Source organism: Paraburkholderia sp. SIMBA_054 (genome assembly GCF_046534875.1).
Taxonomy (GTDB): Bacteria; Pseudomonadota; Gammaproteobacteria; order Burkholderiales; family Burkholderiaceae; genus Paraburkholderia; species Paraburkholderia hospita.
The window spans coordinates 13,103-36,806 of sequence record NZ_JAWRXV010000056.1; the positions used below are offsets into that span (position 1 = coordinate 13,103).

General features: G+C 59.8%; 19 protein-coding genes and 4 pseudogenes. 10 read left to right on the forward strand and 13 right to left on the reverse strand.

Features of this window, described 5'->3' with window-relative positions; genetic code table 11:
• Nucleotides 1–125 precede the first annotated feature (125 nt).
• Nucleotides 126–356 (forward strand): hypothetical protein, encoded by a 231-nt coding sequence (locus SB822_RS42355; protein WP_410857469.1) that lies wholly within the window; start codon nucleotides 126–128, stop codon nucleotides 354–356.
• 73 nt (nucleotides 357–429) lie between these two features.
• Here SB822_RS42355 and SB822_RS42360 read toward each other — a convergent pair.
• From SB822_RS42360 to SB822_RS42370, 3 genes and pseudogenes are all read right to left on the reverse strand, one after another.
• Nucleotides 430–678, reverse strand: a pseudogene (locus SB822_RS42360) (helix-turn-helix domain-containing protein); the annotation flags it as partial.
• Nucleotides 679–842: 164 nt separating this feature from the next.
• Entirely contained in the window at nucleotides 843–1,520 is a 678-nt protein-coding gene (locus tag SB822_RS42365) for a diguanylate cyclase domain-containing protein (RefSeq protein ID WP_410857470.1), read from the reverse strand.
• 236 nt (nucleotides 1,521–1,756) lie between these two features.
• Entirely contained in the window at nucleotides 1,757–2,155 is a 399-nt protein-coding gene (locus SB822_RS42370) for a hypothetical protein (protein ID WP_410857471.1), read from the reverse strand.
• 1,186 nt (nucleotides 2,156–3,341) lie between these two features.
• On the opposite strand from SB822_RS42370, the gene SB822_RS42375 reads away from it, so the two are divergent.
• Both SB822_RS42375 and SB822_RS42380 read left to right on the forward strand, forming a co-directional pair.
• A complete protein-coding gene (locus SB822_RS42375; protein WP_410857472.1) occupies nucleotides 3,342–4,061 on the forward strand; it encodes a hypothetical protein in 720 nt (239 codons plus the stop codon).
• Nucleotides 4,062–4,384: 323 nt separating this feature from the next.
• A complete protein-coding gene (locus tag SB822_RS42380; RefSeq protein ID WP_410857473.1) occupies nucleotides 4,385–4,624 on the forward strand; it encodes a hypothetical protein in 240 nt (79 codons plus the stop codon).
• A gap of 591 nt (nucleotides 4,625–5,215) precedes the next feature.
• On the opposite strand, the gene SB822_RS42385 is transcribed toward SB822_RS42380, so the two are convergent.
• Nucleotides 5,216–5,938: a hypothetical protein gene (locus SB822_RS42385; protein WP_410857474.1), complete on the reverse strand. Its 723-nt coding sequence runs from the start codon at nucleotides 5,936–5,938 to the stop codon at nucleotides 5,216–5,218.
• A gap of 526 nt (nucleotides 5,939–6,464) precedes the next feature.
• Here SB822_RS42385 and SB822_RS42390 point away from each other — a divergent pair.
• Nucleotides 6,465–7,052, forward strand: coding sequence for an HPP family protein (locus SB822_RS42390; protein ID WP_410857475.1), 588 nt, complete (start codon nucleotides 6,465–6,467; stop codon nucleotides 7,050–7,052).
• A 141-nt stretch (nucleotides 7,053–7,193) separates the two neighbouring features.
• Here the strand turns inward: SB822_RS42390 and SB822_RS42395 are convergent.
• Nucleotides 7,194–10,275: pseudogene (locus SB822_RS42395) on the reverse strand (Tn3 family transposase).
• A 233-nt stretch (nucleotides 10,276–10,508) separates the two neighbouring features.
• Between SB822_RS42395 and SB822_RS42400 the strand changes: the two are divergent.
• Nucleotides 10,509–11,177: a DUF6880 family protein gene (locus tag SB822_RS42400; RefSeq protein WP_410857476.1), complete on the forward strand. Its 669-nt coding sequence runs from the start codon at nucleotides 10,509–10,511 to the stop codon at nucleotides 11,175–11,177.
• 488 nt (nucleotides 11,178–11,665) lie between these two features.
• Here the strand turns inward: SB822_RS42400 and SB822_RS42405 are convergent, their stop codons facing one another.
• The 5 genes and pseudogenes from SB822_RS42405 to phaP form a co-directional block, all read right to left on the reverse strand.
• Nucleotides 11,666–11,989 carry an H-NS family nucleoid-associated regulatory protein gene (locus SB822_RS42405; protein ID WP_410857477.1) on the reverse strand — a complete coding sequence of 108 codons (324 nt, stop codon included), beginning with the start codon at nucleotides 11,987–11,989 and terminating at the stop codon, nucleotides 11,666–11,668.
• Between the two features lie 499 nt (nucleotides 11,990–12,488).
• A pseudogene (locus SB822_RS42410) lies at nucleotides 12,489–12,998 on the reverse strand (DUF2252 family protein); the annotation flags it as partial.
• Between the two features lie 1,012 nt (nucleotides 12,999–14,010).
• Nucleotides 14,011–14,265, reverse strand: a complete 255-nt coding sequence (locus tag SB822_RS42415) for a hypothetical protein (protein ID WP_410857478.1) — start codon at nucleotides 14,263–14,265, stop codon at nucleotides 14,011–14,013.
• A 465-nt stretch (nucleotides 14,266–14,730) separates the two neighbouring features.
• A complete protein-coding gene (locus SB822_RS42420) occupies nucleotides 14,731–15,252 on the reverse strand; it encodes a hypothetical protein (protein WP_410857479.1) in 522 nt (173 codons plus the stop codon).
• Between the two features lie 149 nt (nucleotides 15,253–15,401).
• Nucleotides 15,402–15,980, reverse strand: a complete 579-nt coding sequence (gene phaP / locus SB822_RS42425) for a TIGR01841 family phasin (RefSeq protein WP_410857480.1) — start codon at nucleotides 15,978–15,980, stop codon at nucleotides 15,402–15,404.
• Between the two features lie 1,064 nt (nucleotides 15,981–17,044).
• On the opposite strand from phaP, the gene SB822_RS42430 reads away from it, so the two are divergent.
• From SB822_RS42430 to SB822_RS42445, 4 genes and pseudogenes are all read left to right on the forward strand, one after another.
• Nucleotides 17,045–17,359, forward strand: a complete 315-nt coding sequence (locus SB822_RS42430; RefSeq protein WP_410857481.1) for a high-potential iron-sulfur protein — start codon at nucleotides 17,045–17,047, stop codon at nucleotides 17,357–17,359.
• A gap of 359 nt (nucleotides 17,360–17,718) precedes the next feature.
• The gene (locus tag SB822_RS42435) at nucleotides 17,719–18,513 is read left to right on the forward strand and encodes a peptidylprolyl isomerase (RefSeq protein WP_410857482.1); all 795 of its coding nucleotides are present in this window, start codon (nucleotides 17,719–17,721) and stop codon (nucleotides 18,511–18,513) included.
• Between the two features lie 149 nt (nucleotides 18,514–18,662).
• Nucleotides 18,663–18,985, forward strand: a pseudogene (locus tag SB822_RS42440) (Lrp/AsnC ligand binding domain-containing protein); the annotation flags it as partial.
• Nucleotides 18,986–19,045: 60 nt separating this feature from the next.
• Nucleotides 19,046–19,255 (forward strand): hypothetical protein, encoded by a 210-nt coding sequence (locus SB822_RS42445; RefSeq protein WP_410857505.1) that lies wholly within the window; start codon nucleotides 19,046–19,048, stop codon nucleotides 19,253–19,255.
• 111 nt (nucleotides 19,256–19,366) lie between these two features.
• Here the strand turns inward: SB822_RS42445 and SB822_RS42450 are convergent, their stop codons facing one another.
• Nucleotides 19,367–19,684 carry a response regulator gene (locus SB822_RS42450; RefSeq protein ID WP_410857483.1) on the reverse strand — a complete coding sequence of 106 codons (318 nt, stop codon included), beginning with the start codon at nucleotides 19,682–19,684 and terminating at the stop codon, nucleotides 19,367–19,369.
• Nucleotides 19,685–19,939: 255 nt separating this feature from the next.
• On the opposite strand from SB822_RS42450, the gene SB822_RS42455 reads away from it, so the two are divergent.
• Nucleotides 19,940–20,086 (forward strand): hypothetical protein, encoded by a 147-nt coding sequence (locus tag SB822_RS42455; protein ID WP_410857484.1) that lies wholly within the window; start codon nucleotides 19,940–19,942, stop codon nucleotides 20,084–20,086.
• A gap of 292 nt (nucleotides 20,087–20,378) precedes the next feature.
• Here SB822_RS42455 and SB822_RS42460 read toward each other — a convergent pair whose 3' ends face one another.
• Together SB822_RS42460 and SB822_RS42465 are read right to left on the reverse strand one after the other, a co-directional pair.
• Entirely contained in the window at nucleotides 20,379–20,684 is a 306-nt protein-coding gene (locus SB822_RS42460; protein ID WP_410857485.1) for a reverse transcriptase domain-containing protein, read from the reverse strand.
• Between the two features lie 206 nt (nucleotides 20,685–20,890).
• Nucleotides 20,891–22,543, reverse strand: a complete 1,653-nt coding sequence (locus SB822_RS42465) for a TonB family protein (protein ID WP_410857486.1) — start codon at nucleotides 22,541–22,543, stop codon at nucleotides 20,891–20,893.
• Nucleotides 22,544–23,704 lie beyond the last annotated feature (1,161 nt).

Sequence of the window (23,704 nt, forward strand, 5' to 3'; positions counted from 1 at the left end):
AGGCGCTAATATGCTTCGAGCAGGAAACGCTCGGCAAATAATCGATCTTGCGAACCATTGGCAACGCCTTGGACAACTATATATTAAGTTCATGAATTGCCTCTTGAACAGGCGGATGTTGCGATATGAATACTTATCTTAATAGCACGGTTTTATTTCCCATTTTCCTGAAAATTCGGGGCGCGGATGAGACGACAACGATCCCCGCGGCAAAAGACCGTCAAGTTCACGGCAGGAAACGAATTCAAGGACGACGTGAACGCTGTATGACATCTGCTGGATGTGACGAAAAGGGGCGGCTGACGCACGCGCGGGAAAACCTGGCACCTGATTATCTGGCGATGGTAGACGAGTGATCCCAAGTGCAGGGAAGAAGCAAGGCGCGCTCATCTTCAGCGTGTGCTTCTTCGTATAGGCTAACCTCGGCCATCATTTTTGTTGCTGCGAGATACGTCGCGCGGCTGATGCGGCCGCTGCCGATCGCGTCTCGACATTCAGTTTGCTAAATACGTGTTCGAGATGCTTGTTAACAGTACGCGGCGCCATGCCCAGAATGTCGCTGATATCGCGATTTGTCTTGCCACGTGAAAGCCAGAGCAACACTTCGGCCTCGCGGCTGGTGAGGCTGAAACGTGCGGCGAGGCTATCAGTCTGCGACGCATCGTCGAACTCTTCCAGGGGTAGCCGTCCTTTCCGTGCAAAATCTGGCGCTTCGATTCGAAAACGCCATACTAATCAATGACTTGGACAATCATGGTTTGCTCGGCAGTCGCCGACACGCGGCGCCTTGCTGCAAGCTGCTCTGCGCGATGCTACCGCCAGATTTTGCACGGAAAGGACGACTACCCCAGAATGCGCGCAGCGACATGCTTGGCTTTTAGCACGTCGCACTCCTGGATGACGGCGAGAAACTCGTCTCCCCCAAGGCGGCCAATTACGTCACCGGTCTGGATCTGGCTTTGGAGGCGTCGTGCAATCTCGCTGAGAACCTGATCGCCGACGGCATGACCTTGTGTGTCGTTCACGCGTTTGAAACGGTCCAGATCGACGAAGAGCACCGCGAGCGTCGCCCCGTTGCGTTTTGCGTTCGTCAATAGCCGGAGAGCCTCTCTTTGGAGCTGTGCCCGGTTCGGCAGACCCGTTAGCGGATCGAACCACGCAAGTCGTTGCAAGCGCCGCTCCATGGTCAGTCTCTTGCGCAATTGTCGGCTGAACATCAGCGACAGCAGGATGAGAAGCCCATCAAGAATGGCGCTGACGATACCGATTGCGATCGCTCGCTTTCGCCAGCCTGCGAAGATGTCGTCCGTTGCAAAGCCCACGACGATGACGAGCGGATAACTCCCGACTCGCCGGAAAGTGTACAGGCGCTCGATGTGGTCGAGCACGGCTATGTCGACATAGGTGCCGTGATCGGATTGTACGAGCGGTTCGAACGAGTGACCGCCCGCGAGAGACTTGCCGATGTCACTCTCGTGAAACGGTTGGCGCATAAGAACCGTTCCGTCTGTGCGCAGCAACGTAAGGGTGTCGTGCCGGCCGAGTATCGAATGTTCGAGAAGTTGCCGGAAATAGCCAAGCCGCAGCGTGCCGCCGACGATTCCTGCGAAATCGCCGCTCTTGTCCTCGAGCCGCCGGCTTAGCGCGATATTTGCCTGTGGTACTCCGGATGCGGCCTTGAATGGCAGGTACGGCGCGCTGATATAGAGGCCGGCATCCTTTTGTCGCTGCTGAATCTGAAAGTAATCGCGATCGCTTACATCGAGCTTTCGAGGCTGAATGGAACGCGAATCGAATCGAGCACCAGCTTTCCCGTTGCGTCCGTCGCAAACAGGGAACCGAGATCCTTCGCATTGGTGGCTGAACCGAATGCGACGAGCTGCCGGACTTCCGGGGGAAGCCGTGCAATGCTGGTCGTCCCGACACTCGTCGCGACATCGCGCATGGCGAGTTGATAGATGTCGAGATTGCGCTCGATCTCGTTTTGCAGTGAGACGACCATATTCTGCGCGGCATCGCGCGCCTGCCCCATGGCGTCGAGCCTCATTTGATAAAGCGAGGCGACCGTGACTCCCGTCGTCGCGAGCGTGATTCCGATTCCGGCGCAGATAAACAGCGCCGGCTTGTTAAAGAGGGAGCTTGAAAGTCGAATCATGGTCTTCCGGAATGCCCGGGAAAGCTTCGTGTAAGAACCCGGGCTCACATGCACGCTATTGCCCTGGTCTTCGCAAACCCGCCGAATTGTATCGGACCCTGCAAGCAGAAAGGTGAACGCCGGGACAGGCGAAGGATGTCTATTAGCCCAATTTCCCCAGGCAAAGCATCGGTCGATATATCGACCGGGACAGCTGAAACTTTACCTTCAGCGCGAGGCGGGCTCCGTCATCGGCCAAGCGATGACGACAACGGAAGGAGAGGGAGGTCCGAGACGAAGTGTCTCGCGACATCACGCAGCTGAACGCCACCTCCCGATTTCTCGGAGGTTAATGTCCTCAGTTCGGAGTGGCCATCGTGCTTGGGCAGGTCGCTGTGCACTGTATTTGCGAGCGCTTCCACTTCATCTCTAGCCCTCCGAGGATATTAGCCGAGCGCAACGAAAGACTTCCGTTGAAAGCGTCCATTTCATCCCGGCCATTATCTGCCGTTCGCCGTTACCCCCGTGCAGCCATTCGAGCGGCGAATTCACATCGAACAGTGGAGCTTCAGACCGAATGACGTCACGGCAGCAAACGGATGCTCGAATCGTTGTGAAAGCGACGTACAACTTCTATCGCGACGGCTTGCGTGAGGAAACACCGCACTTGTGAGCGGCAGATGCTCACCATGCTCCTCCCGCCTTCGCTGTCGGATTGCGTCCACGACTGACGAGGGACGACAGGTCGAAATCCGACACAAGTTTCCACATGGTGAGAGTGCGAATACGTTACGCCATACCGCGCCTCGACGGCCAGACGCAGTCGGGCATTTGTCCAGCGATCCGCATCGATCCCGCAAACTCTGGGCGACTGCACAAATGCATTAACCGTCCGGCAGGACTATGCCCACCATACTTATGGTCGACGACGATCTTGGCGTCGCGCGCGCGTGGCGCCGCCTGCTGTCTCTGGAAGAGATACACGGTGGAGACGGCATCCGATGGACTGACGGGACTCGCGGCAGCAGCGGCAACCAAACCCCTTTTCTTCGCTCACGCCGCACGGCAACCTGCGAAGCCCATCCCAAATCCATCCAGCCGGATCGCTGTTACGCCGCGCCACCCCCTTCGCAAGCGGGGGCGTTCGGGATACTCTGAAGGTCGCCGTCGCCGAACGCCGCCATCCATTTTGCCGGGAGGTCACGCAATGTGGTCCGATATTCCTGATCGGCGATCCGGTTTGGACGCGGTCGATGCTTACGCCGAGGCGGTAACCGAAAAGGTCCTTCCCTTGTTCGACGACCTCAAGGCGCAAGGGAAGGAGGAAGACAAAGGCTTTCGGGAATGGGTGCAGTCGGAGTGGGCCGAATTCGATATCAACGACGACATGACCTTCCGCTGCCTCAATGAAGCGGAGGATTATCACAACACGCGGCAGCTCCTTTATTTCGATGCGATACCTCGGCAGATGCTGGGGCTGGCGATGGCCGGGCTATATCACCTATGGGAACAACTGGCCAAACAAATCGTGTACTGGGCCTTGAGGTCGCCTCAGACCGATTACGAATCTCTCTCACGCCAGCTATCCAAAGCCGATTTCAAAGCACTGGAAAAGTGGCTGGACCGTTTCACCTGGAATAAGGACGGCACGCCGTTCGAAGGTCAGCCGTTTTACTCAGAACTGAATCGGCTACGGCTCATCGCCAATGTCGTGAAGCACGGTCGGGGAACGGCCGCGAGGGAACTGGAGACAATTGCACCGGAGCTTTTCAATTCGAATGAAAACTCTCCCGTACAGGACCCCGGCGCAGTCGACCTGTTGCTTGCTCCTGAACATTTCGACGCCGCTGTGAACTCGGTCCGAGGATTCTTTGAGGCCTTGCCCGCGAAACTCGCGCGAGACCGGTTGCCCTGGTACGACCGATGAGCAGCCTGTCCGCCTCGCCACCCCTGTCGACCCGGCATGAAAGGACGCGGGCTCGCGATGCGTTCGTGTTGCTGTTCGCAACTACTGCTAGCCGTGGTCACAGATGATGCGAGCGGCGTAAATCCTCGAAAGCTCCGCCGGGCAAGGCCGAGAGCACTATTTCGTCGGGTCTGGCGGATTGCGTTCTCGCGACAAAAAGATCGGTGTATGTTCACTGATTTTGCTAATGCGCCTCTTCCCGTGTCCGCAATTTCCGCTAGCGCCGAAGAGGGTGTTGATGAGCATGTTGCGCCGACATCGGCGCGGCTGGCGATGCTATAGGCGTGCTAGCCGCCACCGCTGTCACGTTGCCGATCTATGCGGCTCTCACCGTCGGCCTGCCAGGCTTCGCACTTGGGGCGACGGTCCTGTTTGTGCTCGCTGCTGCGGGCGGCGTTGTCATGAACCTCGGCTATCACTGGAACCGGCGGGCGCTGCCGAAGCCTCTGGTCGTCATCCATGCGCTCGTCGCAGTGGTCGGCTTCGTCCTGCTGGTGACGGCCACCTGGTCAGTCCGTGGTTGAGGCCTCGCACGCTCTGACGAGTGGCTTAAGCAATTCGCAGCTCGACCGCCGGGGACACGAAGATTTGTCCGATTTGCATAAACTGAGGTATTTCGAAGTCAGTCTGGCGTTCATGTCATTCATATTGATGTTTCGCAAAGGAAGCAAATGCAACAGGGAAGCCCTGGTCGTCTCTGTGGTCTTTGGCAATGAAACGGTTTACGATTAATGGGAAGTCAAATGCTGCATGGTAAGCGTTTGGCGGGAGACGCACGTGCGCATTCTGATCGTCAGTTCTATTTTCGTCTTGGCCCTGCTTTCTTCCAGCGCGTGCGCGGAAGTCGATCAGCGTTGTATATCGGTTCAGACGAGCACGTGCAATTCCACCCTCGCGCGCTGTCAATGCACTGCTTCGGGACGGCCGAACGGATCCGATAACGTAGCAGAACAGCAGAGACGGTGCGCGCAAGACTGCCAGGAGGCGTACCAAAAGTGCCTTACTGATGCGACCCGTTCGTGCTACCGATAATCGGGAGGCCGGCGTGTTCGGCAGCACGCGGCCAAGTTTCTGACGCAGATCGTAGCGGCCATGCCGGGTACTTGCGCGAACGGCTAATCCAGTGAGTTCGCCAGAGCGCGCAGGGTCTGATTCGGATTATCTTCAATGGGTGAACCGTGGGATACGAGAATGCGCTTCAGCGGCTCAAGTTCTGCCCATTGCAGGAGCTGCACGCGTAGTGCCTCTTTATCCTCAATGAGGACCAGCTTCACCGGCGTCGGGATGTGCGGCGCGTCTCCCGCAAATCCCATCATCCGCAGCAGCCAGCCACCGAACCCCGATTCATCGCGAATGTTGCCAACGAGATCATTCAGTACCAGCGTCACACCATGCCGCGTACGTATCACAAGCGCCGCCTCATGTCCACGCGTTCCAGGAACGGTCACGAACTGCACATCCGGATCGCCGAAGCTTGGGTCAGTCGTGTCGACATGCACCGTTTCTTCCACCTTCGCCCGGGAACCTTCTGGCGCAACAACCTGCATCGACGGGTAGCGCTCTTTCCAGACTCTCGCGTCAAGCCGATGATGGTCGTTGGGCACCACCAGGAAGGCGGGCTGTCCGTATTCCTCGAGTGCCATCATCTCGACCTCATCAAGCGCAATTGCGCTGAATACGACCAGTCGCGAGTCGTGCAAACGCGCCACGGTCATGCGTCGCGGAAGGTCGGCAAGCGGCATATGGAGCTCACCAGTCACCGTGAGGACGTTTTCGTCGACTTCGGTGAGCTTGCCATGGGGCAATACTTTCCACTGCTGAAAAGGCCTGGGCATCATCGAGCTCCGTTTTGAGGGCGGTCCATACAGCGTGGAGTGTGCGCGCAAACCAGGGACAGTCAAGCAGATGATGCGAATTGCGAGCTCCTCGCATTACATTACTACCCGCTCCAGGCCAATGCGACGCTTCTTTCCATGAGGCAGAGGTTCACGGCCGATTTCAAGCCGTGCCTTCAGTTGCTGGCTGGCACGGAGATCGCGTTAAACGGGGGAGGAGAAATAGGCTTGAGCGAGCTGAACTCGTCCAGGAGCCGCCAGGCGAAAGGACGCTACGCTACAGTACAGCGTAGACCTTGGTCTCGATATTTGCCTGCGAATGGCGAGCATTCAACGACCTTCTCGACGCAAATGCAGCATGGTCTATCGCGTCCAGTTGGTGGCATCCGCCCCGGTAGGGGATGAATCCCAATTGCGCCCATATGTCGATTCTGTCCAAATCAGTGGAGCGTGACGTGCTGATCGGTCAACGGTTTCGGTGCTGCGACTGCACATGATGTAACTGACGCGGACGGGCGGAATGGCTGCAATGTCAACAAATCTGGAAACGATTCGTCGGTGGATTCGTGTCGCTTTCAGAAAGAGAAGGCGGGGCCGACGACGCGAACTGCCGCAAGACTTGCCGAACGGCTCGCGGCTGAGCGAGCTGACGAACTCCTGGCGGGACCAGGCTTCCCGCGACGAATGGAGTCGGATCAGTTGTGCAAAGGTCATGCGTGCACCATTTGTCATATTGCACGATGCGCCTATCGGCGCGGCGTTGGAACTGCTTGAGCGCAATGGCCTGTGTGCTCTACTGGTGGTTGACGGCAATCAGGATCTCCAGGGACTGGTCACCCGCGAAGATTTGATGGCCGGCTGCGACGACTGCCCGGAAGCGGGTATTGACCCGCGTTGCGTCGGCGATGTCATGCTCGCGGAAGTCGATGTGGTTGGAGAAACGGATACCCTGGGGACCGCGTTTTCCCTCCTGATGAACGAGCGGAGTCCCTGCTTGCCGGTTCTCGACTGGCGCGGTCACGTCGTTGGGATCCTGGCAGAGTCTGACATCCTTGAGGTCTCGGGTCATCTCGCAGGTACTCATTGCGGGGTTGCTCCACACGCGTCGGGCCGGTGATCATTGTGCGCAGGCCGTTTCTGTGGGACATCTTGGCAATTTTCGCCCAACCCCCGAAAAGTGAAAATCTCCTTTAGACCCTCACGGACAAGGCTTCCCGGGCGAGATGAATGGCGGAACTGGCGTCCTGAAAGTCGGGTGTCAGCCGTCCTCATCCTCCTCGTCGGCTGCCGCCTGCAGCATGCGGGCCCAGTACTCGGGGTCGGCGTAATACGAGGCGAGCGCGTCGATGTCGACTGGCGCGGTCGCGGCGCCGAAATCCATGGCGCCAAAGAGGTTGACGTGCCGCCAGGCGACTGGCGACATGCTGGCGATGAACGCCATCGCGGCCTCGTCGCCCGTGGCACGCTTCTGCTCGTGAACCCGCGAGAGCAGCGTGGTGTTGTAATGGATGATGGCGTTGGCGATGAGGCGCGCGCACTCGTTCCACAATTGCTGCTCGGCCTCGGTGTGCACGCGCAGCTTGCCGCCGTTGACGAAGGCGACGGCGCGGCGCAGCCGGTGATACGCTTCACCCCGGTTGAGGGCCTTCTGTATTGACTGACGCAGGCCGACATCGTTGATGAACTGCAGGATGTGGCGTGTACGGCAGAGGTTGTCGAGCTCCCACAGCGCCTTTTTCGTCTGGTTCTGGCGCTTGTAGCTCGCGAGCTTGCGCACGATGGTGGCCTGCGAGACCTGCTTCTGGCCGAGCGAGGCCATGATCCGCTGGACGGCGGGCCATTCACGGATGATCATTTCGTCATTGGATTTGCGCGAGGGTTTGATGAGCCACTTGCCGTAGTGACCCGGTGCATGACGGCCAACGAGGCCGGCAAGTTTCTTGTGAAAGTCGCGATAGCGCGGCGCGAACTGATAGCCGAATGCATACAGGATCCAGTAGTTCACCTGGTTGGTGCCGTGCGTGTCGGTGGAATGCCAGTTGTGGGCGGATGTCGGAGGTGTTGTTGTAGAGCAGATCGAACACGTAATGGCTCTCGTGTTCGTTAGCGCCGAAGACGGTCAGGTTGAACGGCACGTGGTTAGCGACGGCGGTGTTTGCGCTGATACCCTTGTCGAGGCCGAAGTATTTGGGCGAATGGCGAGCCTGGAAGGTATCGAACTGGGTCTCGAAGCGCTGGCCATCACTGCTTGAATGGATCTGGTCGCCGATGTTGAAGAGGTGAAAGGCGGGCAGCTCCGCAGTCGCATTGCTGATCGCATCATTGGCCGAGTGCACTGTTTCAACGCGAAGATAATTGCGTGCGCAACTCACGAGCGCGGCGTAACTGAGGCCCGAGACTTCGGCCATTTTGCGCAGCCCCATATTGGTGCCCATTGCGATGATACAGGCGAGGAGCTCCCGTGGATCGGCCTCGTGTTTGACGTACCGGTCGAGCACATGCGTGAATCCCTCGAGAAAGCCGGTGCGAACGGCAACGAACCAGAGCAGCCGCGCGATGTCGATGCTGGGGATCTGGCCGTAGAAGGCGTGATTGACGTTCTCATCGGGCTCCGGATAGCCCAGGTTCAGGCGAGGCTTGCCGCCCTGGTGCCGAACCCTGAGGTAGGGATCGTCGCCTCCGTCGATGTGATGGTTGACATGTTCGAGGAGGCGCTCGATGTCATCATGCAAACCGGCAAGCGTCTGCGCGACGGGCGCGAGCAGGACCTGCAGGTTGAGCTCGTTGAGAATGGCGTCCTTGTGCCGCCAGCGCGCGTCACTGATCAGGTCGTCTTCGAAACGGCGAAACTCGTTGCTGTCGTGACAGAAGACGTCGCCTGCCTCAAGTGCGTTGCGCAGCAGCCGGTAGACGAGAAACTCGAAGCGATCCACATCGAGCCGCTTCGCCTTGCCGGATCCGGGGTGATAGAGATGGGGCTTGAGTGTCTTCGGGATGAACGCCGTGGGGAAGGACGATGGATTGCACTGTCGAAGTGGCGTGCCGCCGCGCAGGCACTCCTGCAGAAAGTCGACGGCTTCGAGCAACGGCGTATCTTCGACGCGGCCGGCCACGGCCAGTTCGGCAAACAGATGCCGCAGATTGCGTTTGAACGCGTGTGAGAGCGCCGTATAGCGTGACCACTCGAAGCTGGCCTTATCGAAGGTGACGTTGCACATGTATTGTGCAACGGTCTCGATGCGTTCGGGCGCGAGCAACGCGAAAGCTCTCTGGCGCACGCTGGCAAAGGAGGCATTATATGGAATCGAGCCGTCGACGAACAGGCGCAGGACCTCACCCGCGGCTTTCAGGTGAGTGCCCGCTTCGGTGAGCGCGTTTTGCGCCGCCTCGCCCGCAGCCTGCCGCGCAGTCTGCTCGTAGTCGTTGACGAGACAGATGAAGGCCTCGATCAGGCGGTCGTTTACCTGGCGAAAGCGGTGGCAGGTGAAGCACAGCAGGTACAGGCGCGCGACGCCGGGGGCCATGCGACGCAGCTTGTAGACGGTGTAGAAGGTGACGAGCGAGGCATAGTAGCGGATGCTGTCCGCGGAGATGCCGGTGGCGTCGAGAAACCGCTGGGCGAATGCGTAAAGCGGTGCGAAGAACGCTCTGCGTTCGGATTCCTGCTGCAGTTCCTTGTAGCTGAAGTCCTTTGGTTCGCGCTTGAGGAGCGTCACCTGATAGATCGAGTCGTCGACCTCGAGCATCGCATCGAGCTGCTGCGCGATTGACCTGGTGAGCGCACGTTCGAGCAGCGCCGAGACGCGCTGGCGCTCCGCAGCGACCGCACGCCCAACCATGTCCTGCAGGAATGAGTAGGTAGGCGCGACAACACGTTCGTGCTTCAGATACTGCAGGCATTCGCGCAGGATGAAGGCGGGCTGTGTGGAAAGCCTCGCAAGGCGCCGTGCCCGCTTTTCGAGGTCGGCCTTCGTGGCACCCTCGCATAGCCGAAAGCCGAACAGATCAAGGATGCTGTGCTGTAGGGCGCGGCGCGTCGGTGCCGAAGGAATCGCTATGGCGGGAGGCGCTTCGTCGGGGAAGTGCCGCGCGACGATGTAGCGCAGATCATCTGCCACGGCCGGCGGGTCGTAGTGGAAGAACTGGAATCTGGCCTTGAAGTACCCGAGTTGCAGGATGAGGTGGACCGCGACCGGAAGTGTGCGCGCCCGGACGAGCTGCTGTTCGGCGTTGCCGAGCTCGAAGTACGTGTGCCGGTCTTCGTCGGTAAAGCGCGGCAACGCATACAGTTCGTCGATTTCGGCACGTGTGAGGATCGAGAGGCGGTGCGAGGCGGACATGAGTTTATATTCTTGAACGCGCGCAAGTGGGAATCAGAGTTTCGCTTTGCCTGAGCGTCAGCTTGCTGGCTGCGGGCGGGCCTTGAGTTGCGTTGCCGAACGTAGCACAACCGAGCGATCCACCATTTCACCGTAACCGTGGCCTCAGCGGCTTTCATTCTGCAGGAGGAGCAACGTCGAACGAGGAGAATCCGATCGATGCCAAAGCATTGGCGGCTGTCGGACCAGGACGCTTGGCGACGCTGCTGGCCGAGGCGGCTATGACGAACCCGGCCATGCGTCGTCGGTTGCAATTCGAGCTGTCCGCACAAAAAGGCGAAAACGTTGCGGATGCCGTTCGCCAGTGGGTCAGCGAGTTTGGCGCACAAACGGCATTTCTCGACGCAGAGCAGGTGGGCGAACTGGCCGAGGAGCTCGACGCCATGCGGGTCACAATTGCCTCGAATGTTTCCGCGGCGGCGCCCGATCTTGCGCCGGATCTGATGTGGCAGCTCTTCACGCTGGCCGGAACAATCTTTGAGCGTACGACCGAAGAGGGATGGGAAGTCAGCTGCGTTTTCGACGAGGCCTGCTCCGATCTGGTCAGGGTAAGCGTCGACGCGGACGTCGAACCGATGGAATTCACCATGAAAGTTGTCGCGGCGATCGCCTCCGAACAGTACGGAGAGTACCGTGCCCTGATTCGGGCTATTGCATCCGCTCAGCCGTGGGCACCTGCCTACGTCTCTGACCTGAAAGCCTTGCTCCATCGATTGCTGGAGGATCCGCCCAGTCCGAATAGCGAACGCAGCAGGGGATTTGCGGCATGTCTTGCAGGAATTCGACTCCCTGTCTCCAACATAGTTTGGTCGGCGATTTTCCTACTGCGCATTCCCGGAATGCCTTGCCTGGAAAAGATTTGAGGAGGATTTTCAGTTTTCGGGGGATGGGCAAAAATAGCCGATTACGGATAGCATTGACAGAACGTCAGCGCGTCTATCTTCATGCGCGCAACCAGCGGCCTGCATTACTGGAAGTTCCCGTCTGGACAGCGACCTTAGCCATTCGCAGACCGGAATCTCCCACCAAACCGTAAGCGGGCAAACTGTCTGCAAGCCGTCCGTGTTCTGGGGCGCCCATTCAGTGGCGTTTCGACCTCAACGTTGCATCCGCCCGGGTCCGTTGGGACCAACGGCGTCCTTGAGTTTTTTCAAACGGAAGAAGAAGCGATGGCGGCCCGCATAGCGTGGGCTCGCGAGTGGGTCGACACCAACGGTTGATCCGAAGCGATTCCCCGACTGCTGCCAATTTTCGCCGCGCGCAGGTCGGATTTCCCAAAACCAAACTCATCTGAAATTCTGGAGAGCATGGAATACAACTGCCGAATGCGGCAGAGATAAAGACACGACCGCTAATGACCATCCCGTCGCGCCAGCGGACTTCCCGCAAACGGGTCACCACTCCTGTCGACGGTTTTATCCATCTGTGGTGCCGCCGCTTGCGCCGACAATTCGAAGTGCTGTAATGATTGCCCGGCGCGAATTGCCTGCCTGAGCCATTGCGGCATTTCCCCTTCGCCGCTCCACACCTCGCCTTTCGCATTGCGATAGCGAGCGTGTTTCTGTTTCGACTGGTCGCTCGCCAGTACTAATGCCAGGTCATCCGGCTTGATGCCGAACTCCTGCATGCGGTGGCGGAGATACGCAACCATGCAGTCCCGCTTCCGTTCATCCATAAGATATTCATCCGCCAAGATCGTCCGACTTTTCCCTTCCAGTGCGATGCATTAGCGCATCGATATCGACGCTCCAAAATCGCGTCTCCGGTTCGCGCCCGACCCACCATTCCTGTGGAGTACTAATATCATAACGCGTTATCCAAGCATGCGCGCAAGGCGCGCTGGCAAACCCAGTTTATGGGCGCGCCCCATCTCTACGGATCGTCACGGGTGCCGTGACCCGCTGACATTCCGGGCGCGTCGACCGTGGATCATGATGACGTGTTGCGGGCGAAGGCGTTGCGTGCGGCTGCGTGCTGCCTGGAATTTCAGGCAGCTGCCGGCTTGAGCGAGCGCCGGTCGGGACCTCGCCGTGCTCGAGATAGCGCCACGGCGCGATGGCCAGGCGCCTCGCCAACGCCACGATGCCCACGCGTTGCATGCGCTTGCCGCCACCGGCAAAGCGCCGGTGGAACCACTGGGTCAGGAGGCTGTCAGGCTGAAGTGGCAGCCAGCCCCAGGCAGTTCGACCAGCATCGAGGGCTTCCTTCATGGCAACACGGACAACGGCCGGCCGCTGTTCGCGCCGCACAGCATCGCTGCGGCTCGGGTCGATTGCCTGTTCATATCCGTCAATCAGCGCGCCCATCATATGGCTGGTGATGACGCCCGGCAGATCGGCGCTGCGCGCCGCAGTCGCCAGCGAAAGGCCCAGCCGGATCAGGTCGTGCGCCGGATTGCCGATGACGGTCTGATCAAGATCGCGGATCTGGATGGCGACATTTCCCGCAGCATCCGCGATCGGACCGAGGTTGCCGACGTGACAGTCGCCGCAGATCCATATGGCCGGTCCCTCGGGCACTATTCCGGGCTGCAGGTTGTCTAGCCACGAGTAAAAGTTCGTGGTGTTACCGCGAACGTATGCGTGCGCCGAGCGTGTCATTTTGCGGTTGCGAATTTCCGCAAGCCGCGCCTGACGCCCGTCGGGTGATGGACAACGCGTGGAATTGCCGACCTTTCGGGTCACGAGTGCCTCCGCAGCCGTGTGGTTCGCATCCACCACCGATAAGCGCGAAGCGTGCCACGTCGGTTGCAGCGATCATACGTGTTCGGTCGCTACCGCTTTTCCACAGTGCTACGGTCGTCACAGTCTGCATGGAGCGCTAAAGCGAATTGACCGACCCCTGCCAGACGTCCCGAAGGACCGAAGCGCGATACGGTCCTATTGTCTCTGGAAGCATTTTCCATTGCGCTGCGGACGCGGGACAGGAACTTGGTACTACGCAATGACGACGTCCCTGGACCCGACGGGCAATGCAGGTAATGCTGGATAAGAGGCGCACGCACCACCTCCAGGTCATGCTTCATGATCATGAGTTTTACGGCCATGAATGTCGTGCGGGCTGTCCATCATGACGGTCAAGTCCACCGGACACATCGGACTGCAGCAGCGAAGCGCGGAATATGCAATTGGACGGTACTCAGCAGTGAAGAGAGGGTTCGTTCGGCGCTACCGAATGGCCGGTCAGTCGCGCGGCACTATAGCCGCCGATGAGCGCAGCGGTCCATACTCGACAGTCGTTGAGCACATCGGGCATGCGGGATGCTGCTCTTCAGACGCAGTTCTGAGGACCCGCATGGGGCTGTTTCAGAACTGCCAGCCCGGCGCCTTGTACGGACAGCGCCGAACTGTCTACAGAGCCAGGCGTCTATCAGGAGTGCCAGCAGCGGGACGCCTGGCCTCTTTCTTTCAGTCGTCGCGTCATCATGCCGTCTGATCGGGTAATGCGGCACCTGCGTCGTGGCGCGACAGCGCGCCGGAACCGCACGCTGCGTCGATGCCGGCCTCAGGCACGAAATCAGTTCGCACTTGAAATAGCACGCTCGCTCAATACCTAAGGCTATGTCCAATTAGTCGCTCGACCAAGCTCATCAGCTGACGGGCGGCCTCTACCACGACGAGCCGCGGACCGCTTAGGAACTTGAGGACGTTGGCGATTCGCGCGACTCCCTGACCCGGGCCGTCGCCGCGACGTTGTTCACGGAATGGCCTGTTTCGCTCCTCTCGGAGGGCCGAGGTGCGGAAACGCTCCGAGACGATCGTATAGCCAGTAGTGACAGGTAGACGCATGAGATGCAAACTCTTCCCCGCGCTGATGAAGCAACGCAGCCCATTCCACTACGAGGCCGGTCGGCAGTATGCCGAAGCGCGTTTTCCAGAGCGCGTCAACCAAAAACTCATCCACCTCTTTGGGCGTTCCGGTGGCGACGATAGCGGGACTGATCGCGTCCATACGGCTCAGTTATCAGATGAAAGGGCCAGTGCTGGCCACAATCGTAGTCTACACGGAACCTCGTGGTGCGTCCGACCAGACGGCCCAGCCGGCGACGGACGCTGGCGAAAGATGGGGATCGTCCGGTCAGATCCTCCAGTTCGGTGGCAAGCCGCCCGCCGCGGCTGCTGATCCGGGAGTTGTCGCGATGATCGGCCTGCCGGCAGGCACTCGCCTCTGGATCGCGGCAGGCGTCACCGACATATGTTGCGATTCCGGGGGCTGGCGGCTAAGGACGACGGCGCTGTATCGCGATCGTCACATTGACGGCGTATGCTCTGCGATCTGAGCGTCGACATGCACCGGCAGCAGACAAACGCGGGAAGGGCCGGCGAGCGTCGGCCGTACACGTTCGAAAAATTCCAATGATGAGCCGCTGTGTCGCTTCCGGCGGCGATCAGCGGCGCTGCAGCCGCACGCATTGCATCAGGACGTCGAACCTGGCTGGGGCCAGGGCCATCCCTTTTTCTCGTCGGGTGCATCCCACTCAGCGAGCGGTGCTGTTTCGACTGACGCCTCGACCGGACTCGCGTCCTCAGCTTCAGTGTGCGCCGGTTTGCTCGAAGCGCCGCTTTTCATCGCGGGAAGCCCGGTGCCAAACCAGCTTACCTTCTTCTGCATATGGGCGACATAGGCTTTCCAGCCGGAGGGATTGCCGTCAAAGAGGTCATGCTGAACGGTAGAGGCAAGCGCGTTGCGGTTGAGCTCTGTCTCGAGCAGTTCCTTCGGCCGTAGGAAAAACGCGCTCGCGACGCGTGCGCCGAACTCGGCCCCGGTCATGTTCGGTGCAAGCGCACGGAGAAACTCGAAGTCCTGCAAGGATTCCTGTTCCTTCGCAAGTTGGGCCGCCGGCGCGTCCGGCCGACCGGTCTTGGCCAGACAGCTCAACGCTTCGAACATGTCACCGAGGTGAAGTAGCAGCTCGCGTCTGTCAAATTGGTCGTCCATGACATCTCCGGTGAATACGACTCCACGCATGACCGATGCTATTCTTCTCGCGGCCCGGTGGATGCCTCCGGGCCGCATTTACTCTCCGGCATCGATTTCGTCACCGGCGCGGCTCGTCACGATGGCGGTCAAAGCGCGTCCATGACCCCTCATTTTTTCGCGGCAGCTTTCTCTTGTTCAACGTCCTGTCTGCTCGCGCCGTTTGCGGCGGAAGCCGCTGCGGCTACGTTATTCTCTGCGATTTCCAGCGCCTGTTTAGCGGCCTTTTTACTTGCTTGAATCGTTGCATTTGTCGCCTCACTGGCGGCCGTAACTGCTGATTGCAAGGCATTCACAGCGGCTTCGCTTCCGACCGGTACACTGGTTGCGATTGTGTCGACAAACGCTTGCGCGTCGCGCTGTCGCTGCCTGAATTGCGCCTCAGCGGTCGCGGCCAGTTCGGCCTGCGTGTTGAACATGATGTTGCTTACGTGCCGCCAGTACGACCGCGCTTCATCCATCGCGGCTTGCGTCCGCTTTGCCTGCAATGCGAATAGCTCCTGCGGATCTTTGGTTGACAACACCGCAACCGCGATTGCCTGATTTTCGGCGAGCGTCGATTTGCACGCGCGCAGATTAAGTTCCGTCAACTTTTCGATGCAGCCAAACGTCCTGGTCCACACATCGGACAGGGTTTCGATACCGGCTCTCTGCGATGCGACTGCTCGTTCTCCAGAAACACTGCTCATTACAGCCTCCTTGTGGGTATGGTAGCGGGGCAGTCCGGAGAGCCATGCTCGATGGCACTACGAACGACGCTACGGGGCAGGAATCTGGCTGGCAGCAAGGCGTAGTCCCGGGAAGTCTCGGCGAGGTCTCTCCTGTAAGTTGCAACCGGCGGCGCACATACAAGAACTCACAACAAGTGTTCAGGCGGTCGACTCACCTCCCTGGCCACTGCCCGTTGACCGGCAGCGCGGTCGACTCCAGCATCGCCGGTCGTCACAGACCTGGAGGAGGCACGCGTCTCGACGGAACGACTTCACGCTTCCAATTGGCGGGAGGCCCCGCGAACCCTTGAGGGGTTTGGAACGACCACAACACCGGCACCTTGCCATCAGTTCAGCGGGCATCAAGGATGGTAGGAGAGGGTGGGGATTTAGCATCTTTCAGACAATTCGCCCGCCACATATTGCGCCTGCACAAACTACCTCCTATCGTGCTCAAGGGGCTCCTCCCCAGCAGTGCGCGTTTATCCTGGATGGCCCGTTCCTCAAGACGGGCTTTTTTTCGCCGCCGCAACCGCATCGCCCTCAATGGCTGGTCCATTCAGTTGAACCCGTTTCCTGAAAACGTGCCCGCTATCTGCCCGGCTTCAACCCAGGGTGCCGGTGCGAGTAGGGCGCTCCGTATTTCGTTCGTAGTGCACGCCGGCGCCAGTGCGCGCTGGCGGGAAGCGGTCGCACCCGACCCGGTTCTTCGTCCATGATCACGCAGGCTTGGCAAAATTCAGGGCCATACCTTCCAGCCGCCAGTTTGTTCCGCTCCGCTTGACGGCGTGCCTCGCGATCGCGCAGCGTGATTGCGAAAACATTCCCGGATCGGCCTGAGCGGACGAGAGGCGCGGATTCTGGGCGAGGACGAGAGGAGGCGCACACTTGCGGGAGCGGGCCGCGGCGTTATTCTTTTCATTGCAGCGACGGCAGTGCCACAAACGATCTTCGTTGTATGCTGCGCGTTGCCGCTGTCGCAAAACGGCGGCAGTAAAGGTCCCTGCCAAACGGGTCCAACACAACACCTGGAGAATCCCCCAATGAACCAGTCTCGTCGCACGTTTCTGATTACGAGTCTTGGCGCCGCTTCGGCGCTCGCCCTCTCGCGCCAGGCGTTCGCCGATGCACCGCACGTTAGCGAAAGCGACCCGACCGCGGTAGCGCTCGGCTACAAGGAAGACGCGACCAAGATCGACAAGGCCAAGTACGGGTCAAAGTACGTGGCCGGCTCAATGTGCAGCAACTGCTCGCTGTATTCGGGTAAGGCGGGCGACGCCTTTGGCCCGTGTGCACTGTTCGGCGGAAAGCAAGTCAACAGCAAGGGATGGTGCAGCGGCTATACCAAGAAGGCCTGATCTACCGGAAGACTGCACGGGCGCGCATTGAGGATCACATCGAGCCTCTGCTCGGCGTTTCGGATCCGAATGATGGGTACCGCGATCGGCGTCGCGTGTGTACTGGCTGGCGATTGACACACGGATTTTTCAGGCCGGTCAGGCCATGCAATCAATTATTAAAAGTAATTGCGGGATGTTGTACTAGGCCGTTTGCGCGAGGCCATGTCTACAAGATATTGCGCAGACGGACGTCGAATCGCCGCGTGCAACTCAGCCAGGGTACCTGAAGTTTTACCAAAAAGACCGGGCAAAAATCCCTATCCTGTTTGATAGGTTCTGGATCCGTCGTGACCTTGTAAATTCGTTCTGATGGCAGCTTGAAAAATGCTGCCGAGAGGGTCGAACAGATGACGTGCAGGATCCATTCTTTCATCTCCAGGTTTGCCGCATTTGTCGCCTGTGCATGTCCTCTTGGGGTGATGGCAGAGGGCGGCACATCGGCGTTGGCTGCCACGAGTGGATCACGACCACCGTCATCCGTAGTCGTCGCGACCGTCAACGACGAGATCATCACGCAAGCGGACCTCGACAACGCGGTTGCCGTGTCCGGTGCGCGCGACACGACTGTCTTGCGCCGCACGCTCAGGCACCGCCTCGTCGCAATGGAATTATTGCGGCAGGCTGCGGAGAAACCGCGGCATGTCAATGCGACGCGGGGTATCCGGCGAGCGTCTGAAGCGAGTGGAACCATCGAAGTTATCCGGCAGTACCTGCGCGATACGGTGCGTCCCTCGGCAGTGACCGAGGCCGACGTCCGGGCTCGCTATGCACAGGTCATCAAAAGCCTGGAGGCGAGCACGCAAAGATCGACGGTTTCCGCAGAGACCGCTGATCGTCCGCTAACGGCCGGCTGGCTGACTTCATTCGCTCGCCGCGCCGCGCCGGACCGGGATTTGGTGGCGCCGCAAGCAAACAGCGAAGTCAGACAGAACGTATCGCCGCCGGTCAACCCGTCAACGCCTGTATCTTTTGCGAACAGCGCGCCCCATACACCTCCCAGCTTTGACACATTGCGGGACAGCATCCGGTCGCAACTGGAAACGGAACGGCTGGATGAAGCCATCCGCACCGTCGTCGATGACCTGATGACGCAGGCCGACATCAGCGAATAAGGATTGAGCATAACGATTGAACTGGGCGTTGCGCCATGGGAACATCGTGAGAGCGGATCATGTGTCTGCGGAGTCCAGAGCACAAGGATGTGATTCAATGAGCAGTCTTCCAGACGTCGTTTGCGTCAGGGACCGTGCATCTGACCCGGGTGCGCGCGCGGGTCACGCTGTGCGATCCGCGCAAACTGTCGTCGGCAAGATGGTGTTCGTCAAAGCGTGCACGAAATCAGCACACGAGGCCCGGGCGCAGACTTGCACGGGCCCGGTGCAGGATATCGCGGAAGCGGTGCAGGTCTACCGGATGGGTTGTGAGACCGACTATCTGCCGCGCGAAGTCGTCCCGGATATCGACGACTACGACCGCGTCTAAAAACAGCTGATTCGCGCAGTGCCGCTGTACGATGTCAGCTCCAGGTTCGTGAGGGAGCAGATCAAGTATTCGCCGGCATTGCCGGTGCGCGCTTCCGTGGTCACGGTGCTTCTGCATAGAGTGCCCGCTTCGTCGAATCAACCTGCAAGCAGAGCCCGACTCATGAACGATCCGCGCAAGAAGAACCCGACACTTGGCATCGCAGTATTGATCGTCGTTATCGTGTTGCTGGTGCTCGCGACGATTCTCTACAACGCGATCACCGAAAGGCGCGAATACGAGCGCGAGAACCCTCCCGAGTCGGTGGCGTCCGCGGCCTCCGCGGCGGCTGCGGCGGTGAACGCGGTCAAGGGGGCGGCGTCGTCGCAGTGAGCGAACCTGAGGGCCCTCGCACGGCGTGCTCTGCGAAGGGGAGCCGCAGTGCTACGCACCGTCTATGCGATGGAAAACCGTCTCAGGAGGGACGGACAGACAGGAGCACTTTCACGAGGGCATGCTCGTCGAAAGGCTTCTGGACGCGCGGGTACGCGCGCCGGGCGGGTCAAGCGCCTCGTCGCCATAGCCGGTTGCAAACACGAAGCGGATCCGTCTGGCGGCCAGCGCCTGCGCGACGGGATATGATTTCTGGCCGTCGTGCAGATCCACATCGACTATCGCAGCATCCACGTCGTTGCCTTTTTCGACGAAGGACAGTGCTTCCTGCATCTCGCTCAGCAGGCCGATGACATTGGCCCCTACCGCCTTCAGCATTTCCGCAAGCGCGATCGCCACCAGATAATCGTCCTCAACGACGAAGTTCACATCCGAACAGCCTGTTTACAAACTCTCTGACCGGCTGTTTTACGGCAACGCTATCGGCACGCTACGGGCGGCGAAGTGGCAGCGGGCGTCGTGGCTGGTGCGGCGATTGCCGGCGGTGCGATAACGGGTGACGCCGCGACGAAGGACACAACCGACCTCCCGTTCGTCAGCGGTGTAAAGCCTTCCCTTAAATTGAGCGAGACGGTCAAGATCGGCATCGGCGCGAACTGTGTTCGTTGTACTCCGTAGTCCTACATGCACAAGCTCACGGGCGGCAAGCCGTATAGCGTGACGACGCTGGCTGGTGCAGGCGACCGCCGCCAGAAGAACGCGAACGCGCTTAACATTGCTCGCTATCAGGGCAACCATGGAGCTGAGCTCGTGAACAGGTTCGCCTCTTGAGGATACGTCGCACGGAGCTACGCTGGATTTCGCCCGCACCGATTTGGTAAGTGTGCGTTGTGCTTTGTGAGCGGTGGGGCCTTTCGACTGGCGATCTGTCGAAGGCCTTCAGGTTTCAGGTGAACGTGGGCCGGGAGAAGTAAGCGCGTTTTTTACGTACTCATGCGGAGAGGTGGCGACTGGCTCCGTGTTGGTCGGCGTGCGTAAGCGGGCTCGCCTGCAACGTCAAGGTTCGGATGTCAAACACATGCGAGCAGCACCCCGAAGCGCAAGGCGAGACGGCGAGACGGCGCTAGATGTATCGAATGGGTGCGAAGTCGTACTGCCTGATCTGATCGTCGTGGGTAAGCAGTACGATGCCTTCGGCAATCGCCTGGCCGAGCTCCCTGTCAAGATCGTCGAGCATCAGATTGGATAACAGCGGCGACAGGGGACCACCTTGAGGAGTAGCCTCTTCCGTTGCCCCACCCAGTTCATTCTCCAGCACGCCTGCCGTCAGGAACGCACGGTCGTGGTTCACGCGATCAAAGAATTGCGCCAGATCCAGGTTTACCACCCAGGCATGTCCTGCCTGGATGTAGCCCTGCGCGCGCGCCACGGCCTGATGCGCCGAGCGTCCCGGAAGGAAGCCGTAACGGGAGTCCGAGAACGTCGGATCCCACGACCCGTCTCACACGTTGGGGTTGGTAGGTGCCTTCCAGCAGTGCGGCCCGTATCGTCGGCCAGTGTTCCCGCAGGTACGCCGGTAACGCCTGAACCGTCATGCCGTCCACGCCCGGTGCACCCTTGTTCGCGATGGCCTCTTCAGTTCAGCGTCTGCGCCTGCGGTGGCGTGAGCTCCCGCAGCTGGAATTTTCGGTCGTCATTGAACAGCCAGTCCTCGAAAAGCTCCAGCTGTCCGTCTCCGTTGAGCAGTTCCGCCGGTGGCTGCGGCAACGGCGACGAGCGGCGTAGTGATCTGAGCGCGGTGTTCTCAGCTTCGTCGTCGCCATTGGTCCGATACACTGAGGACGTCAGCACGTGTCCGTTTCGATCGACGACGAAAGCAACCACTACGACCGAGCGCAACATTGCCTGGGGATTACCATGCAACACGTCCGAGGGGTTGCTTTGCTCGATGCGTTGCGCAACGGCGACCTGGTATTGGTCGAGCCGGGCGGCGGGCCTTTGCCCCTCTTTCGCCATCAGAACGGGATGTAAGGCGCGCGTGCCTGGCGAGCCGTTCCCGGCCACGTTGAGTGCATGCGACATCTGACCCAAATGATCCATCCCGTCACCTGTATCCGGCTGGCGGCTTCCGGCACTCCCCGCGTCGAGGACGGTAACGGCAACGCTCACTGGTTGCCGGGCACGAACCAGCTGTACTGGCGTAGTCGCGCCGGGTCGCAGTTTTGTCGCAGCTTCTGAAAAGGCAGCCGAAGTGCCAGTTGCCCTGCCGTCGACCTGGACTATGACGTCCCCCGGCATGATGCCGGCCACTGCGGACGCAGACCCCGGCTTCACCGTATTAACCAGTACGCCTGATGCCGTAGACAAACCAAGCGCAGCAGCAACGCCAACGCTAACGTCCTGCACTTCCAGCCCGAGACTGTTGTGGGTCGGTCCTGTCGGGCGTTCCTGCCGGCTTTGCAACGTCTTTAATAGCGTATTTGCCGCGTCGACCGGAATCGCGAACGTCATTCCCGCATATCGATCGCCGCCCCGATGCACCTGCGCGTCAATGCCGATAACCTGGCCGGCACGGTTGAAGAGTGGGCCGCCGGAGTTATCCAGATTCGCCGGTACCGCAGTCTGGATGAGCGCAAACCCCTTGCCGTCGGACAACGTACGCGGCGCGGCACTTACGATGCCCGTTGTCACGATGTTGCTGCCCGCGGCCGTCGTGCCGATCGCGAGTACCGGTTCGCCAATCCGTACGTGGGAGGCTTCACCTAATGTGACGACCGGCAATTGTGCGGCATCGATCTTAAGAATCGCCACGTCGGTTTCCGCGTCGACCAAAAGTACTTTCGCCGCGAATACACGGTGGTCGGTCAGGGTAACTGTCACATCGTCTGCGTGATAGACAACTTGCGCTGTTGTCAGGACGACACCATCGGCGCTGGCGATGAACCCCGAACCGGCGCCCGTCATTACACCCGGCACACTGCCCGTCGTTCGTTGGTCCACAGGCGGTGAACTGTTAAAGCGCGCAACAGGCGGATCGACGGGATCGAGGGGCTCTACGGCCGGCAGTTTCCGCCCGGACCGCGCCGTGATATTCACGACAGCGGGGCCGTACCGGTCCACGATAGCCGGAAAACCGTCAAGCTCGCTTTCGCCTGATTCCACTGGGTCAACATCGAGTTGTCCCGACGGAGACGGCGCAACATCGGCAGCGAGTGCAGCAGGTATCGAACCAGCGAAACCGGCGAAGATGGCAAGCGCGACAGTACAAACGCGCTTCTGGGGTAACACGCACTGCTCCTGATTCTGCTTCGTCGGTTCGAATGAACGCTCTCTGGCAGCAGGCAAGTTCTGCTGAGGGTTTGCGGGAGGAACCGGCAGGCATCTCGCGCGTTCGACTTAAGCTGAATAGCAAGCGGAGTTCCCGGTGCCGGGCTAGTCGTAAGCGTGCGCTCATCGTCGGCAAAAAGCGTTGCCCCGATAGCACGTGCGCCCATGGTCACCCTTCTTCCGGGCGAACTCCACGCGTCACTCGCTCGGGCGACATCACCCTCGACTCGTAATTTTTTCAACGGGAGTTAAACAACAGAACGACGGAACAGACTGGAGCAGGGCGGCGGTCATGGAGGCGGTCGCGGCGGCACCGGGAAGGCCGTGATTGGCCCTGCTGGGGAAGGATGTCGATGGGTGCCTCGCTCCCGTCGCCCGCACACCGTTCGGCCAGCGGCCTTTATACGACGTGCCGGACACTCGGTCATCGCTGCAGTTCGCAATCCACGATGCGCTACAGAGAGATCCGGCCAGTAGCCGATCCGGACCGGGAGAACCAAAACTTATCCCGCACGAGGGTACGCTGGTCGCCATCGCTGTTCCGACCGTGGCGTCGGGCAAAACCATGCATTATGGACACCATCGATCACAAGCAGATCTCGTGGATCGTCAATAGAGAATGCTGACGGATTCCCCATGTCGGTCGAAACAGGGACCCACACGAGACGGCCCCACAGCCGGCACGCAAATGAATCCCGGAAAATCAGTTTCATGTAACGCGATTTTTTTACCTTGCGTGACGGATGCCGACAGTTATTTGGCTACTGCGCCCTGTCTCGGTGGTGCAGCATCGCGTTACTGGGTGCCAGCGCGAAAGGCCAACAGAGAGGAGACCATGTGAGACACGGCGACTTTGCCGCGGCTACCGGCATGGTGTCGCGCGTCGCGCTGCCACGCATGCCGATGAAGGCGGATCGGCCAGTCGGCGTCACTTCCCACACCGTCTTTGTCGATGTAGGCGAGCGCACACGGCGTGACGGGCGTCGCGGCCCGCTTCGCGATAACGCTCAATCGCAGTCTGTTTGCCGTCGGTCTGCCGCGACGGACCAATCGCCACAAACGTTCCTGACGACATCGGGCGTTATCTCGCTGACGTCGCCGAGGTTGCACGTCCGCGGCTTA